This window comes from Ignatzschineria ureiclastica, from assembly GCF_003121845.1.
GTDB lineage: Bacteria > Pseudomonadota > Gammaproteobacteria > Cardiobacteriales > Wohlfahrtiimonadaceae > Ignatzschineria > Ignatzschineria ureiclastica.
Window position 1 is genome coordinate 510,532 of sequence record NZ_QEWQ01000004.1, and the last position, 15,728, is coordinate 526,259.

General features: G+C 39.7%; 14 protein-coding genes. 4 read left to right on the plus strand and 10 right to left on the minus strand.

Going from position 1 to position 15,728, the window contains the following annotated elements; genetic code table 11:
* Positions 1-19 precede the first annotated feature (19 nt).
* Positions 20-547, plus strand: coding sequence for a transcription elongation factor GreB (gene greB, locus DC083_RS07695; RefSeq protein ID WP_109189623.1), 528 nt, complete (start codon positions 20-22; stop codon positions 545-547).
* 46 nt (positions 548-593) lie between these two features.
* Here the strand turns inward: greB and DC083_RS07700 are convergent, their stop codons facing one another.
* The 3 genes from DC083_RS07700 to ispG form a co-directional block, all read right to left on the minus strand.
* The gene (locus DC083_RS07700) at positions 594-1,904 is read right to left on the minus strand and encodes an arsenic transporter (RefSeq protein ID WP_109189624.1); all 1,311 of its coding nucleotides are present in this window, start codon (positions 1,902-1,904) and stop codon (positions 594-596) included.
* A gap of 197 nt (positions 1,905-2,101) precedes the next feature.
* Entirely contained in the window at positions 2,102-2,932 is an 831-nt protein-coding gene (gene trmB, locus DC083_RS07705; protein ID WP_109189625.1) for a tRNA (guanosine(46)-N7)-methyltransferase TrmB, read from the minus strand.
* On the minus strand, positions 2,907-4,133 hold the full coding sequence (ispG, locus tag DC083_RS07710) for a flavodoxin-dependent (E)-4-hydroxy-3-methylbut-2-enyl-diphosphate synthase (protein ID WP_109189626.1): 1,227 nt from the start codon (positions 4,131-4,133) through the stop codon (positions 2,907-2,909). The genes trmB and ispG overlap by 26 nt, the downstream gene beginning before the upstream one ends.
* A gap of 148 nt (positions 4,134-4,281) precedes the next feature.
* On the opposite strand from ispG, the gene hemJ reads away from it, so the two are divergent.
* Complete coding sequence (gene hemJ / locus DC083_RS07715) at positions 4,282-4,722, plus strand: protoporphyrinogen oxidase HemJ (protein WP_109189627.1); 441 nt, start codon at positions 4,282-4,284, stop codon at positions 4,720-4,722.
* 209 nt (positions 4,723-4,931) lie between these two features.
* Here hemJ and epmA read toward each other — a convergent pair whose 3' ends face one another.
* Positions 4,932-5,897, minus strand: coding sequence for an EF-P lysine aminoacylase EpmA (gene epmA, locus DC083_RS07720; protein WP_268248485.1), 966 nt, complete (start codon positions 5,895-5,897; stop codon positions 4,932-4,934).
* 246 nt (positions 5,898-6,143) lie between these two features.
* Between epmA and DC083_RS07725 the strand changes: the two genes are divergently transcribed.
* A complete protein-coding gene (locus DC083_RS07725) occupies positions 6,144-6,353 on the plus strand; it encodes a bacterioferritin-associated ferredoxin (protein WP_109189628.1) in 210 nt (69 codons plus the stop codon).
* 154 nt (positions 6,354-6,507) lie between these two features.
* Here the strand turns inward: DC083_RS07725 and bfr (DC083_RS07730) are convergent, their stop codons facing one another.
* Both bfr (DC083_RS07730) and bfr (DC083_RS07735) read right to left on the minus strand, forming a co-directional pair.
* Complete coding sequence (gene bfr, locus DC083_RS07730) at positions 6,508-6,984, minus strand: bacterioferritin (protein WP_109189629.1); 477 nt, start codon at positions 6,982-6,984, stop codon at positions 6,508-6,510.
* A gap of 134 nt (positions 6,985-7,118) precedes the next feature.
* Positions 7,119-7,589, minus strand: coding sequence for a bacterioferritin (bfr, locus tag DC083_RS07735; protein ID WP_109189630.1), 471 nt, complete (start codon positions 7,587-7,589; stop codon positions 7,119-7,121).
* 548 nt (positions 7,590-8,137) lie between these two features.
* Here bfr (DC083_RS07735) and DC083_RS07740 point away from each other — a divergent pair.
* Entirely contained in the window at positions 8,138-10,300 is a 2,163-nt protein-coding gene (locus DC083_RS07740) for a YgiQ family radical SAM protein (RefSeq protein ID WP_109189631.1), read from the plus strand.
* A gap of 139 nt (positions 10,301-10,439) precedes the next feature.
* Here DC083_RS07740 and DC083_RS07745 read toward each other — a convergent pair whose 3' ends face one another.
* From DC083_RS07745 to DC083_RS07760, 4 genes are all read right to left on the minus strand, one after another.
* Positions 10,440-10,778: a YegP family protein gene (locus DC083_RS07745; RefSeq protein ID WP_109189632.1), complete on the minus strand. Its 339-nt coding sequence runs from the start codon at positions 10,776-10,778 to the stop codon at positions 10,440-10,442.
* Between the two features lie 590 nt (positions 10,779-11,368).
* Positions 11,369-12,508, minus strand: coding sequence for an aspartate-semialdehyde dehydrogenase (asd, locus tag DC083_RS07750; RefSeq protein WP_109189633.1), 1,140 nt, complete (start codon positions 12,506-12,508; stop codon positions 11,369-11,371).
* 274 nt (positions 12,509-12,782) lie between these two features.
* Complete coding sequence (leuB, locus tag DC083_RS07755) at positions 12,783-13,850, minus strand: 3-isopropylmalate dehydrogenase (protein ID WP_109189634.1); 1,068 nt, start codon at positions 13,848-13,850, stop codon at positions 12,783-12,785.
* 462 nt (positions 13,851-14,312) lie between these two features.
* Positions 14,313-15,515, minus strand: a complete 1,203-nt coding sequence (locus tag DC083_RS07760; RefSeq protein WP_109189635.1) for an MFS transporter — start codon at positions 15,513-15,515, stop codon at positions 14,313-14,315.
* Positions 15,516-15,728: the final 213 nt, after the last annotated feature.

Genomic DNA, 15,728 nt, shown 5'->3' on the forward strand with positions numbered 1-15,728 from the left:
AAGGATTCATAATAAAGTCATGAGTGTAAATTTAATTACGCCAGAGGGCCTTGCCCTTTTGCAAAAAGAGCTCGATTTTCTATGGCGTATTGAGCGCCCTGAAATTACCCAAAAAGTCACCTGGGCTGCGGGCTTAGGCGATCGCTCTGAGAACGCTGATTACCAGTTTAACAAGCAGAAATTAAGGGCTATCGATCGGCGTGTACGTCATCTTCGTAAGCGCCTTGAGCTTCTTCGCCCGGTGCCCTATTCCCCCAGCCAAGAGGGAAAGATTTATTTCGGTGCTTGGGTACGGCTTTCAGATGAAGAAGAGAATAGCCTCTACTTTCGGATTGTTGGTGCTGATGAGATTGCTCATCATAAAGATTATGCTTCTATCAACTCTCCTATTGCCAAAGCTTGCCTAGGTAAAGAAGTGGATGATGAGGTGATTGTCCGCACTGAATTATTAGAAAAACAGTGGTTTATCGATGAGATTCATTATGGTGTGCCCGATGAAATCAGAGCGGAATTAGAAGCGCCGTTACAAAGTAGTGAAGCGCAGTAACGGTTCGCCTCTCATATTATCTCCACTATCCACTAAAGATTATTCGTTAAAACAGTGTTAACCTTGCCGCTAAAGCGATCAGTGTCATCAGAAGTACCGGCAATGTTAACACAATCCCGACGCGGAAATAGTAGCCCCAAGTGATCTTCATATTTTTAAGCGATAGGACGTGAAGCCAGAGGAGCGTTGCAAGACTACCGATAGGGGTTATTTTCGGCCCTAAGTCACTACCAATCACATTAGCATAGACCATCGCTTCTTGTATTAAGCCCGTTGCATTTGAGGCATCAATAGAGAGTACGCCGATCAGAACGGTAGGAAGATTATTCATAATCGATGACAATATCGCCGTTAAAAAGCCTGTTCCTAGAGTGCTTGCCCAAATACCAAATTCTGCTAATTGATTGAGCAAGATTACTAAGTAATCCATCAGCCCTGCATTTCGTAAGCCAAATACCACTAAATACATCCCTAATGAGAAGAGCACTATCTGCCAAGGCGCCGATAGGACGATCTTAGGTACATTGATCTTCTGCCCTTTTTTAGCAATCAATAGTAAAATGAGTGCGCCAATGCCGGCAATGATACTAATCGGTACCGAGATCAGATCAGAGATAAAGAAACCGATTAAAAGCAACCCTAAAACCCACCAGCCTGCCTTGAAAGTTAGGGGATCAACAATTGCATTACGGGGAATAAGGGCTTCAAGGCTTCCGGCATCTTGTTTTGCCTCTAACTGATATTGAAATTGCAAATCCCGGCGATAGAAAAGATAGAGTACCGCTAATGTGGCTAATACAGAGATAATATTGACCGGAATCATAACTGATGCATAACGACCAAAATCGATGCCGTAGTAATCTGCCGAGATAATATTAACGAGGTTTGAAACCGTTAAAGGCAAGCTAGCGGTATCTGCAATAAATCCAGCGCCCATCACAAAAGCGAGCGTTGAAGCTCGAGATGCACCTAATTGCAATAAAATCGCCATTACAATCGGTGTTAAGATCAGTGCAGCACCATCATTAGCAAAAAAGGCTGAAATTAAGGCCCCTAATAAGATCATATAACAGAATAATCGCCGGCCACTTCCTTGCCCTAAACGCGCCATATAGAGTGCAGCCCAACGGAAGAATCCGGCTTCGTCTAATACTAAGCTAATAAGAATAATCGCAATAAAGGTTAATACTGCATTCCAGATAATTCCCCAAACCGTTAGAATATCTTGCCAATCAATGACACCACTCACTAATGCTAATAAGGCGCCTATTGTAGCGCTATAACCAATTCCTAGCCCTTTAGGTTGCCCTATGACTAGAATCAACGTAAAGATAAAAATAGCAATCGCTAACAACATTGTGGCACCTTTAAAGCAGTTAAGTAGGAGTGAAGAAGAAAAAGAAAAAGTCAGTTATTCACCATAAAACTCACAATAAAAAACGATAGAGATCAAATTGTTATACATTATCTCTATCGCTCTATTCTACTGAGTTTTTTACATTATTGCGCTGATTTTATCACTCTCTTGAATAATGAATGCGACCACTTATTCGGCTATTTTTTCAAAAAAATAAGATCCCAAACGCCATGACCTAATCGCTTACCACGAGCTTCAAATTTAGTGGGCATTCGGTGATTAGGTTCCATCACAAATCCCCCATTGATTGAAGCATCCACGCTATTTATATAATCTGGCGCACTTTGCATAACTTCCATCATATGCTCGGCATAAGGCTCCCAATCGGTTGCTAAACAGAGTCTTCCCCCTTTCATTAGCTTCTGTGCAATGAGTGCTACAAATGCTGGCTGAATAATGCGACGCTTATTGTGCTTCTTTTTGTGCCAAGGATCAGGGAAAAAGACTTGGACACACTCTAAGCTCTCATCAGGAATACAATGTTTGAGAATATGAACGGCATCATAATCAATGGCTCGAATATTAGTGAGCCCCTTCTCCTCTACATCTAAAAGTAGACGGCCTACACCAGGACGATGTACCTCTAATCCTAAGAAATCACGATCAGGTTCCCGCTCAGCCATCTTTGAGAGTGAAGCGCCATCCCCAAAGCCGATCTCAAGTGTTCGCTTCTGATTCGTACGTCCAAAGAGCGCATCTAAATTCCAACGTGCATTTACAGCTTCATGATCAATAAGATAAGGACTTTCTGCCAAAATCCGTTCTTGACCTTTAGTCAAGCGCCCTTCCCGTTTTACAAATGAACGAATAGTTCGAATGTAACGACCACCGGCTTTCTCTTTAATGGCATCTATATCGAGCTCACCGACATTCTTACTGTCATTTAGGAGAGATTCATCTAATGCGTTATTCGACGAATGCTCTGTTGAGCTCTGCTCATCTTTATTGTTGTTTACGATATTTTCCATCAATATATTCATCTATAATTTGTTTAAATTCTTCGGCGATATTCTCACCCTTCAATGTCACTGCACGCTCACCATCAATATAGACGGGCGCTACAGGCTTCTCACCATTTCCCGGCAAACTAATACCGATATTGGCCATTTTCGATTCGCCTGGACCATTCACAATACAGCCCATTACGGCGACAACCATCTTTTCAACACCTTCATAGTTTTGCTTCCAAATAGGCATATTATGATCGATATAAGATTGTATTTTTTGCGCTAAATATTGGAAATCATCACTACTTGTGCGACCACAACCGGGGCAAGCGACCACTTTAGGCGTAAAAGCACGAATCTGTAGACTTTGTAAAATCTCTTTTCCTACCAAAACCTCCTCTGTGCGTGGAGCATTCGGTTCCGGCGTGAGAGATATGCGGATTGTATCGCCAATTCCCTCTTGTAAGAGCACCGCTAACGCTGCTGACGAAGCAACTATTCCCTTCATTCCCATTCCTGCTTCTGTCAATCCTAAGTGCAATGGAACTCGTACTTTAGGGGCGATATCACGATAGACTTTGATCAATTGCTGACTTTGGCTCACCTTAACCGAAAGAATAATATCCTCATCAGTCATACCGATCTCTTTAGCAAACTCAATACTTTCAAGTGCCGAGACAATCATTGCCTCACACATAAGCTCATCATTCGTTAAGGGCACTGCACGTTTAAGATTTTCATCTACTAAACGCTTTAAAACTTCAGGATCAAGGCTTCCCCAGTTCACACCAATACGTACAGGTTTACGATACTTGAGAGCCTCTTCAACAATCGCCGAGAATTGTTCATCTTTACGCGCTCCACGTCCGACATTACCGGGATTAATACGTAATTTTGCTAAAGCTTTAGCGCACTCAGGTTCCGCTTGTAGCAGGCGATGACCATTAAAATGGAAGTCACCAACAATCGGCGTATCGTACCCTAAAGTTGAGAGTTTCTCTACGATAAATGGGACTGCTTTCGCCGCCTTCTCAGTGTTGACAGTCACCCTAACAAGCTCAGAGCCACTATCCGCTAAAGCGATAATTTGCGATACCGTTTGATCAACATCTTCCGTATTTGTATTCGTCATCGATTGCACACGAATGGGATAATCAGAACCGATGCCGACATTACCCACCATCACTTGACTTGTGGGTCGTCTTTTAATGGTAAAAACCATGTAAATATCCTTTAAGGTGAGAGAAATATTGTGGGCTATTATCGCTAAAATCGTCCACTTTCACAAGCAGACGCACTATCTGATTATTTGCTATAATAAAACCTTATTTTATCACTCTTCTTTTATTCTATTTTGGGGAAAGGTTATTATGTCATATTTAGTCTTTAAATCGCTCCATATTATCTTTATGGTGACTTGGTTTGCCGGTCTCTTCTATCTTCCAAGAATCTTCGTCTATCACGCTTCTACAACAGATCCTGAAACCAGCGCAACCTTCAAAATCATGGAACGTAAACTCATGATTATGACCCATATTGGGGGCGCATTAACCATTATTTTTGGTCTGATTTTAGTTATGCAAAACCCAATGTTATGGAAATTCGGTTGGTTCCATTTTAAACTCACGCTAGTATTTCTATTAGTGATCTATCACTACTTCTGTTACCACTATATGATGATCTTTAGAAAGGATCAAAATAAGCATTCCCACAAGTTTTATCGTTATTTCAATGAGATTCCAAGTGTCATTCTGATCATCGTTGTTTTCTTAGTGGTACTAAAAGGTATTCCTTTTATAAACTTTTGGTAGAAATAACCGAATTTGACAACTTCTTTCAATACTCAAAGCGCACTATCTATTATGATAATGCGCTTTTTCTTGTTTATTCAATCCAGGCGAGTCATCGATTGTGTGACGTTTTCTCACTTCTTATAACTGATGCGTCGGCATTTAAATAATGCTTATTTTGAACCGCTCTGACTATGCGTTACACTTTTATGAAATTCCCCTTCCATTATTTAAGCATCTTCCCAGCCAAATGGAATGACCATTTCAATCTCTTTTGTCTGTTCTATCGCCATCAATAATCGATCGACACCTAAGGCCACACCACTACAAAAGGGAAGCTGATCTAAAGATTCTAATAACAATTCATCAATTGGAACGGCCGGCATACCGCATGCGACTCGCTTCTTATTTTCCGCTTCAAAGCGCTTACGCTGTTCTTCGGCATGGGTCAACTCTTCATAACCGTTAGCTAACTCTAAGCCTTTCCAATAGAGTTCAAAGCGTTTACCTACAAGTTGACCATCGACTTCTACAATCTTTGATAAAGAGGCTTGTGAAGCGGGATAATGGTAGAGTAGCGTCAATTTATGGGGGTTAAATCGAGGTTCAATCAGATGAGAAACAATCAAATCTAAAGCTTCATCCCTATCTCGTAATGTAAAGGTTAAATCGATCTTATTCGATGCTAATATCGCTTCTAATTCATCAAGGGTTGCCGTAAAAGGATCAATCTGTAAATAGGTTAAGAACGCCTCACGATAAGTTACCCTCTCTACTTCAAGGGGTAGATCTGTCAAGATTTTGGTAAGAAGAATCACCTCCTCCATCAATTTTTCAAGATCATAACCCAAACGATACCACTCCAACATGGTAAATTCTGGGTTATGTCGTCCGCTTAATTCCCCATCTCGAAAAACTTTCCCTAAATAGTAACAAGAACCAAGTCCTTGTGCTAACAAGCGCTTCATATGATATTCAGGGGAGGTAATCAAGTAAAAAGGGGCTCGATAATATTCTCCTGGACCATGATAAGTGGTCACAAAATTCAGTAGTGCCGGATCAGGATTACCAAATTGACTTAAAATCGGGGTATCTACTTCAACCACTTCTTCCAAAAAAAAGTAATCACGAATTGTACGAAATAACACTCCTCGCCGCCATAATCGTTCCTGTATTGTATCTATCGCCTGCGCCATTAATTGATCTACTCCTTTATGATTATCCGATAAATTAGATCTCTATCTACTTTTTGAGGCATTAATTCCTCTTTAATAGCTTAGTAGTTTAGTAGCTTAATAGCATTATCATAGTACATATTTCTCAATTTCACCTGAATGATCTTAATACCTTTCCCATTTTCTAGGAATAAAATCATTTATCAGTTGCAAATGGGAATAATTATTATTAAGATATAGAAAAGTTATTGATAAGAGGATTAAATCATGTACATTTGTCTTTGCAATGGGATCACCGATAAAGCAATCGTCGAAGCAGTCGAGAATGGCGTGACTACTTTTGAAGCATTGCAAGCACAATTAGGTGTCGCAACTTGTTGTGGAAGCTGTGCGGATATTGCCAAAAGTTTTCTACCTGGTGAAGCTTCTCCTATCGAACAAGGGATGCCTGTCCCTCAAGCGTATGAATTACGCTAAGACACTCTTTCATCGCGAATACTAGCAACATTGTACTAACATTAGTATAAATCGAAATGAATTGAGAACGGATTAAAAAACCCTCAAACTTTGTAGTTTGAGGGTTTTGACTTTCTATCATATTCAGCTTGTTATATTCAGCTAATGAATAGAATTAATCTGCTTTTTCGATCTGTTTTTGCAAGTAAACATCTAGACCCATTAATTCGATATTCTCTTGTTGAGTCTCAATCCAATCAATATACTCTTCACTCTCATCTAACATTTCAGATAGAAGATCACGAGAAACATAATCTTGTACAGATTCTAGATGTTCAATAGCCGCCACTAATGTCGCACGTTTCTCATATTCCCGAGAGAGATCACATTGTAAAATCTCCGGTACATCTTCACCAATCAATAACTTCCCTAATTCCTGCAAATTAGGCAGACCTTCGAGTAATAAGATACGCTCAATCAGATCATCAGACTCTTTCATATACTCGATCGATTTTTTATAGATCGGATGCCCTAATCCTTCAAAGCCCCAATTCTTTAAAATACGCGCATGTAAAAAATATTGGTTAATTGAGATAAGGTATTGACCTAACACCTTATTGAGATGCTGCAGTACAGTACGTTCAATTTTCATGATATCCATTCCCTTTAATAATGCTTTTTATCTCTATTCACAAGAATTCCGACCGATTAGTAATAAATTAATATCAAATTACCTATATTCTATAATCTATCCTGTAACCGATCAGAATCAATCATCCTATTCGCTTACTCAGCCAATTGATGTTGTAAGTAGAGCGGTAATGAGATTGTATCGATTAAACGTAATTGTTTTTCAAGCCAATGCGCATGATCTTCTTCAGTATCTTGCAACTGAACCACTAACATATCGCGAGTGACATAATCTTGTTTCTCTTCACAAAGTGCAATCCCTTTCTTAAGCGCTTCACGCACAGAATATTCTAAATTGAGATCACTTTGTAACATTTCAGGTACAGTCGCACCAATATGGATCTGATCAGGTACCATTTTTGGCGTACCTTCTAATAGTAAAATACGGGCAATAATCAATTTTGCATGTTCGGTTTCATCTTCCATCTCATGGGCAATGCGCTCATAAAGCTTCATATAACCCCACTCTTCATACATCGAAGAATGAATAAAGTACTGATCACGCGCCGCTAATTCACCTGCGAGTAATACATTTAAATAATCAATAACTTCTTTATTACCTTTCATAATCGATTCCCTTTACTAATTCTTTCTCAGTTAATCTTAAAGCAGACCTTTCTCTCTTACTCGATATTCACGAGACACAAAGTATTCACTAATGCTCAGTAACGAAAGAATAATCTACTCTTCACCTCTATAGTATAAGTAATATCCTGACGATTGACGAATCGAGATTGATTCCCACAATCAAAAAGATACAAATGGCAACAATTCACAAATAAAGATGTATGATAATTCGATTCAGAGTTAACGCAATCCTCGGCATTGCAAGACTTTTTAACAATACTCCTTGACTGTAAATAGGAATTATTTGTAATCATATTAATGATTCTCTACCTGATATAGATCAATATTTATACAGATCAACGGTAGATCTTTTATAAATAAAGTCTTATTAAAAGATCCGTCAAAATGGCAGAATACAAATGAATGCTATAAATAGCGTTCTTTCTGAAAAAAATCACGATCTTTACATCACTGCTACTGAATAAATTCTCAAAAAAATGTATTATCTCCCCCTAGACTTTCGATACACAGAGGAATGAATTTATATTATGCGTCAATTTGATGGGGTTACCCCACTCTTTTCTTATCGTAAATATTGGGCTCACCGGTTTGGTACCGCGCCTTTTTTACCCACAACACGAGAAGAGATGGATCTTTTAGGTTGGGATAGTTGCGATATTATCTTCGTCACCGGCGACAGTTATATCGATCACCCAAGCTTTGGAACCGCTATCTTAGGTCGATTATTAGAAGCGCAAGGCTTTCGTGTTGGCGTAATCTCCCAACCCAATTGGCGTTCATTAGAGGATTTTGAACGTTTAGGACCCCCGAATCTCTATTTCGCCGTCAACTCCGGCAATATGGATTCTATGGTCAATCACTACACGTCTGATCGTAAAATTCGTCGAAATGATGCCTATACTGCCGGGGATGTTGCCGGTAAGCGCCCTGATCGTGCGGTGATTGTCTATACACAAAAACTTCGAGAAGCATTTAAAGATATTCCAATTATTATTGGCGGAATTGAAGCCTCTCTTCGCCGGGTGGCTCATTATGATCACTGGACAGAAGTAGTACGCCGTTCGATTTTAGTGGATAGCGCTGCGGATCTTCTACTCTATGGTAATGGGGAACGTTCTATTACTGAACTAAGTCATCGTCTTGCCAATGGAGAAACAATTGATCAAATTACCGATATTCGAGGATCGGCTATGTTGCGTCCTCATGGTAAACATCATTTTAATCGCCATGAACTCGATTCAACACATTTTGATCATGTGGGGAAAATTGACCCTTATATTAATCCTTATGGGGAATCGGTAGATGCCAAAAAATGTCAAACGAATGTGGCACTCGAAGCTCCCACAGAAGCGCAAGTAGGGAAAAGTGAGAAAATCACTCGAACGGATGTCACAATCCGTCTTCCTAGTTTTGATGATGTTTCGGCAACTCCGGCACTCTATGCTCACTCTAGTCGAATTTTACATCTTGAAACGAACCCTTTTAATGCGCGCCCTTTAGTGCAGCAACATGGGGATTTAGATGTCTATCTTAATCCACCGCCTATTCCGCTCTCTACAAAAGAGATGGATGCTGTCTATGCACTTCCCTTTGAACGCGCCCCGCATCCTAGTTACGGTGATGCACATATCCCTGCTTGGGAGATGATTAAACACTCTGTCAGCATTATGCGGGGATGTTTTGGCGGTTGCTCTTTCTGCTCTATTACGGAGCACGAGGGACGAATTATTCAGAGTCGTTCAGAGAAATCAATTCTCAATGAAATTGAAGAGATCCGCGACCGAGATCCAAGTTTTACAGGTTATATCTCCGATTTGGGTGGTCCTACCGCGAATATGTATCGATTGGCCTGTAAAGATCCCAATATCGAAAAGCATTGCCGGAAACTCTCTTGTGTTTTCCCTGGCATTTGCCAAAATCTCGATACCAATCATAAACCCCTGATCGAGCTCTACCGTAAAGCGCGAGAGATTGATGGTATTAAGCGTATTCATATTGCATCCGGCGTTCGTTATGATTTGGCATCTCAAGAGCCGGAATATATCAAAGAATTAGTTACTCATCATGTGGGTGGATATCTTAAGATTGCACCTGAACATACTGAAGAGGGGCCGCTTTCTAAAATGATGAAGCCTTCGATGAAAGCATACGAAGACTTTAAAGTGCTCTTTGAAAAATACTCTAAAGAAGCCGGCAAAGAGCAATATCTCATTCCTTACTTCATTGCAGCTCACCCGGGAACAACCGATGAAGATATGCTTAATCTTGCGCTTTGGCTCAAGAAAAATGATCTTCGTGCCGATCAAGTACAAGCCTTCTTACCCACACCGATGGCGCTCTCCACAGCGATGTATTACTCAGAGCGTAATCCTCTCAAACCTATTCGCCGCAATTCAGAGCATGTAGGAACAGCTAAAAGCCTCAAGCGCCGGAAAATTCATAAAGCATTCCTCCGCTATCATGATCCTGATAACTGGCCATTACTTCGCCAAACGCTCAGATACATGGGACGAGGGGAACTTATTGGCTCTGGTAAAGAGTGCTTAATCCCCGCAGAGAGCCGTAGAGAGCGGGAACGCGGTGCAATCAATCGAAATGGTCAACGCCCTAATGCTGCTAGACGTGGTCAAAAATTTACGACGAATCATCAGGGAATTCCTAGAACGAAGAAGTCCACTAGAAGCAAGTAATCTTAGATATTGAAGATCAACAATCTGTAAAGCTTAGACTGAAAATTTATCGTAAAAATGAAAACGCCTAATAACTTTATTAGGCGTTTTATTAGGTATTTCTTAATCTATATTCGTTATTTAAATTGGTGATACATCACTACTCTGCAGTTAAATCCACAATCGTTGCATCGACTGCATTTTTTGCCACAGATTGAATTCCATTATCGCAGCCTGACTCACTCTTATAACTTTGACTACTGCCTATCACTTGGCCATTGGTCGCTTTTAAGTTAAAAGAAAATTTCCCAGTATCTGAGCTCTTTTTCTCATAGCGATTAGGATCTGTTGAATTCTTCTGTACGGATGCAATCCCTTTCTTACAATTTGTCTTTGTAGCATAACCTTGGCTACTTAAAATAATCTCCCCATTCCCCGCTTTTAAACGGAAATAGAATTTATCATTTTTCGCCAAAAATATTTCAAACTTACCACTCATAGTGACTCCCTGTTTACTAGAAATAAGTTCCTTGTTATCAATATTGAATCTACAGCATTTATTTTTACTATACAGATAACTAATTATAAATCGTTATTATTTCTATTACAAACAATAAGTTAATACAAATTACCAATGATATATACGCTAAAACTATAGTAAATTTATTTTAAGAAAAATAGTTTTTAAACAACTATTGCGGAGTTTTAAAAGAAGATAAAACTGTATAGTGAAATCGGTTTTAAATTATTAAGTGAAGATGTTTGCAAGCTTGTAAGAATCTCCATCTTATAATGATTGTGAATTTTCTTAAACCGGAATGACTATACTAAACAACACTTGCATGATGCCGGACAGAATGGCTTCCGTACTTATACAACCGATGCGCCGGCATTTGAATAATACTTATTTTGAACCGATATTGCTATACACTAAAACTAATCCCCCCCCTAAAACCCAATTTAAAGGATTATTCTTATACAAAAGAAAAACGCTATTCCTAAAAAATAGCGTTTCAAATTATCATTTTTTGACATCTATACTTATACGTTCAGTCACTATTCATTACATTAATTTTTGAGCACCTGCAGTTATAACTTCTCTTCCCGCTCAAGAATAATATTGAGCATTCTGCGAAGTGGCTCTGCAGCACCCCATAGCAACTGATCGCCTACTGTAAATGCGTTTAGATACTCATTTCCCAAATTCATCTTACGTAAACGTCCGACAGGGATTGTCAGTGTGCCTGATGTTGCTGCTGGCGTTAACTCTTGCATTGTAATATCCCGATGATTTGGCACGACTTTCACCCAACGATTACTCTCTTTGATCATCGCTTCAATATCTGCTATCGGGATATCTTTGGTTAATTTCAGTGTTAAACCTTGAGAATGGCATCGCATTGCACCAACACGCACACAAGTCCCATCAATCGGAACTTGTCGTTCAAGTTGCAAGAGTTTATTACTCTCTGCCATCGCTTTCCACTCTTCCCGGCTCTGACCATTTTCTAGCTCAGAATCAATCCAAGGAATTAAGCTCCCTGCCAAGGGTACGCCAAAACGGGATTTTGGGTAATGATCCATATCGAAAGAAGCGGTCACCATTTGATCAATTTCAAGAATAGATTTCGCAGGATTCTCTAGATCTGCAGCCACAAAACCATGAATCGCGCCCATTTGAGCTAAAAGCTCTTTCATATTTTGTGCCCCAGCTCCTGATGCCGACTGGTAAGTCATCGAAGTAGCCCACTCAACTAATCCCTCTTTAAAGAGTGAACCGAGTGCCATTAACATTAAGCTAACAGTACAGTTCCCGCCGATAAAATCTTTAACCCCTTTTTCAAGGCTCTGATCAATAATATGCCGATTCACAGGATCAAGGATAATCATCGCGTGCTCTTTCATTCGAAGCGAAGAAGCAGCATCAATCCAGTAACCTTTCCAACCGCTATCCCGCAATGATTCAAAAACAGCTGCGGTATAATCGCCTCCTTGGCAACTGATAATAATATCTTGCGCTCGCAATGCTTCTAAATCATAGGCATCTGCAAGACCATTTTCCGTTGAAGCAGTGACACCATCGATTTCAATCGTAGGCGCTTCACCCCCGGCATTTGATGTTGAAAAAAAAGTGGTATGAATGCCGGCAAAATCATTCTCAACAATCATTCGTTCCATTAATACAGAACCCACCATGCCACGCCAACCGACTAAACCCAATTTTTTCATGATTATCCTCTTTTTAAGACTGTTTATTATTTATTAAATTTATTCAATGCCACAACTAATGACGACAGATAAAACTCATTGCTCATTGCTCATTGCATCTACCACAATTATTATTCATCCGTATTATCAATTCCTTTAACAAGCGACAAGGACTACGATAAATCCTGACACAAAAATGCTCAATATTCCCGTTTAAGATGAATATTAAGCATTGTATCTTGTATCAACTACTCTAAACTTACAATATTCGGTCTATACCGACATTTGAAAGCCATTAACCTAAGGCCGCAATCACCGCATCGCCCATCTCTGAACAACTAACCACTTTTTCTGAAGCTGTCGCAATATCCTTAGTTCGATAACCTTGGCTTAATACTGATTTCACAGCATTCTCTATTTCATCTGCAATATCGTTTCGATCAAAAGTATAACGGAACATCATCGCTACCGATAAAATAGTAGCTAATGGATTAGCAATATTTTGCCCTGCGATATCCGGCGCTGAACCATGAATTGGCTCATAAAGCCCTTTGTTGTTTTCATCTAAAGAAGCTGATGGCAACATTCCGATTGAACCGGTTAACATAGATGCTTCATCTGAGAGGATATCCCCAAAGATATTACCGGTAAGCATGACATCAAATTGTTTTGGCGCACGCACCAATTGCATTGCGGCGTTATCGACCAACAAGTGAGTTAAAGTCACATCAGGATATTCTGTGGCGACTTGCTTAACCACATCACGCCAGAGTTGCGTTGCTTCCAACACATTCATCTTATCGATTGAACAGAGGTGCTTATTACGCTTTTGTGCCGCCTGGAATGCTACATGTGCAATACGGCGAATCTCTGATTCCGAATAGATCATGGTGTTAAAACCCACTAATTCACCATTACGCTCCTCAATGCCGCGCGGCTGCCCAAAATAGATATCCCCGGTTAATTCACGAACGATCATAATATCAAGCCCGGCAACTAACTCATCCTTTAAACTTGAAGCGTGTGCGAGCTCTTTAAATACTTGTGCAGGACGAAGATTTGCAAAAAGATTCAGCTCTTTTCGAATCGCCAATAAGCCTTGCTCAGGGCGAAGATCTCTCGGTAAACTATCATATTGTGGTCCACCCACTGAGCCTAAAAGAATGGCATCCGCAGCTTTGGCTTTCTCAGCAGTGACAGCGGGATAAGGCGCGCCATCTTTATCTACTGCAATTCCACCAATATTGGCATAATCGAGTGCGATATTGAGTGAGTGCTTTTTCGCAACTGTTGTTAATACCCGCTCCGCTTGCCCGACAATTTCAGGTCCAATACCATCTCCGGCTAAAACTAATATCTTCATCTTCCAATTCTCTTCTTTTAACTGATCTGTTTATCTATTTGTATTACCGCTGTTAATTTTTGTCACTAACAAACGATAATTCCTGATGATTATTTTATGATAAGCGTAATTACACATAAATTGATGAGGTAGAACGATATCGCTCTACAGCGTTACACCTTACTAATATGCCTCTAACCCCAACATAGATACAAGGGAAACTCTCTATTTATTGTAATTTATTGATCTAATAAGCTTAATCTTGTGGATTTTCACTCATTAATCAAAGCAATTGATGACCATTTTGTGGTAAGTACTTTTCAATATACGAAAAAGGGATCTAAAATCATAGCGCTATTTGGTTAAATAATTCACATCCTCTGATTTATTTCCTTCTACTCTATTCTATTTTAAATCCTTCTTGGTACTGGCCTCTGTCATCAATCTACTCGCCCCCGATCTCAATGCAAAAATACTCACCGATTATTTCTCGATTCCCTTCTTACGAAAGAAGATACAGAACATCACAAAGAGTAAAAAGCCATTTATCATTCCTCCCCAATAGATAGCACTGTAGCTACCGGTTAAATCATACAGCAATCCTAATAGCGTCGGAATAAATGCGGCAAAACAGTAACCGCCGAAGAGCATCATAGCCGTCCAACTTGCAACTGCATTACCATCATTGACCTCATTAAACGGAAGAAGCATCGTAATTGCAAAGAGCCCTGAGCTAATCAATATCCCCAAAATAGCTACAGCTAAATAGACTAATATAAGAGAACTATTACCCAATAATAACAGTAACATCATCAGCATAATCAGCGTAATAGCCCCGATTGCCGTTGCTTTCAAACCGATACGAATCACAATAATAGGAATTAAGAAGCTGCCAACAATGCCATTGAGGATAAAGAGATTAAAGAGCATATTGGCATGGAAACTATTAATCCCCTTTTCTCCGAGAAAAGGCAGCAACCAAGCTACATTGGTATAAAAAAGTCCAGACTGTAAGCCAAAGCAAGCAACAAGCATCCAAGCGCGTGGTTTATTCCAAGGCATTTTAGCCTTAGGGGCACTCATTTGAGCGCTATCTTCACTCTGTCTAAAGAGATAAAAAGCCGCCCAAATACCTGACACCAATAAAATAGGGACTGCCCAAACTTCAAGTGTTATCGCCCAATCCCAGCCTAAGTATTGATTTAAAAATGAACTACTAAACGAACCTAATACTCCACTAATGCTAATCCCAAAGGTATAGAAAATCATGCCCACATTACTTTTATGCTTAAAATGTCGCTTCACGTAACCTGATAATAGCGGACCTGCAATCGCAATCCCGATGCCCATCAAAAAAGAGGAGAGAAAGAGCCAAAGAGTCGAATGAAAATAGCTACGAGTAACGGTAGATAAACCAATTAAAAAGAGGCTAATGGTAATCATCCGTTCCATTCCAAATCGATTACTAAGAGGAGCAGCAAATAGTGCAAATACCCCCATACAAATAATAGGAATTGTCACAAGAAAACTGACTATAGCACTAGATAGATCTAAATTATTGGCAATATCACTTAAAACAGGCCCCAAAGAGGTCAAGGTCACACGAAGCGAAGCCGCAGCTAAAAAAACTAACCAAAAACAGGCTATCGGCACCATATAGGGCTTCGATCGGACGGACGAATTCATCTCATAACTCCTTTATTTTTATCTCTTAATTTCTACTTTTTATTGATAATGTTATCTAGGCTTAATGTATGCACCCAATATATAGGCGCAACATATTTGCTTGGCATCATTCATTTCACATTATTTATTTAACAATCGATCTCTTTTTTACAACAATGATTTCTTCCATAACTACTTCTACAATAAAAAAATAGTTATATTAAAACTATTGAT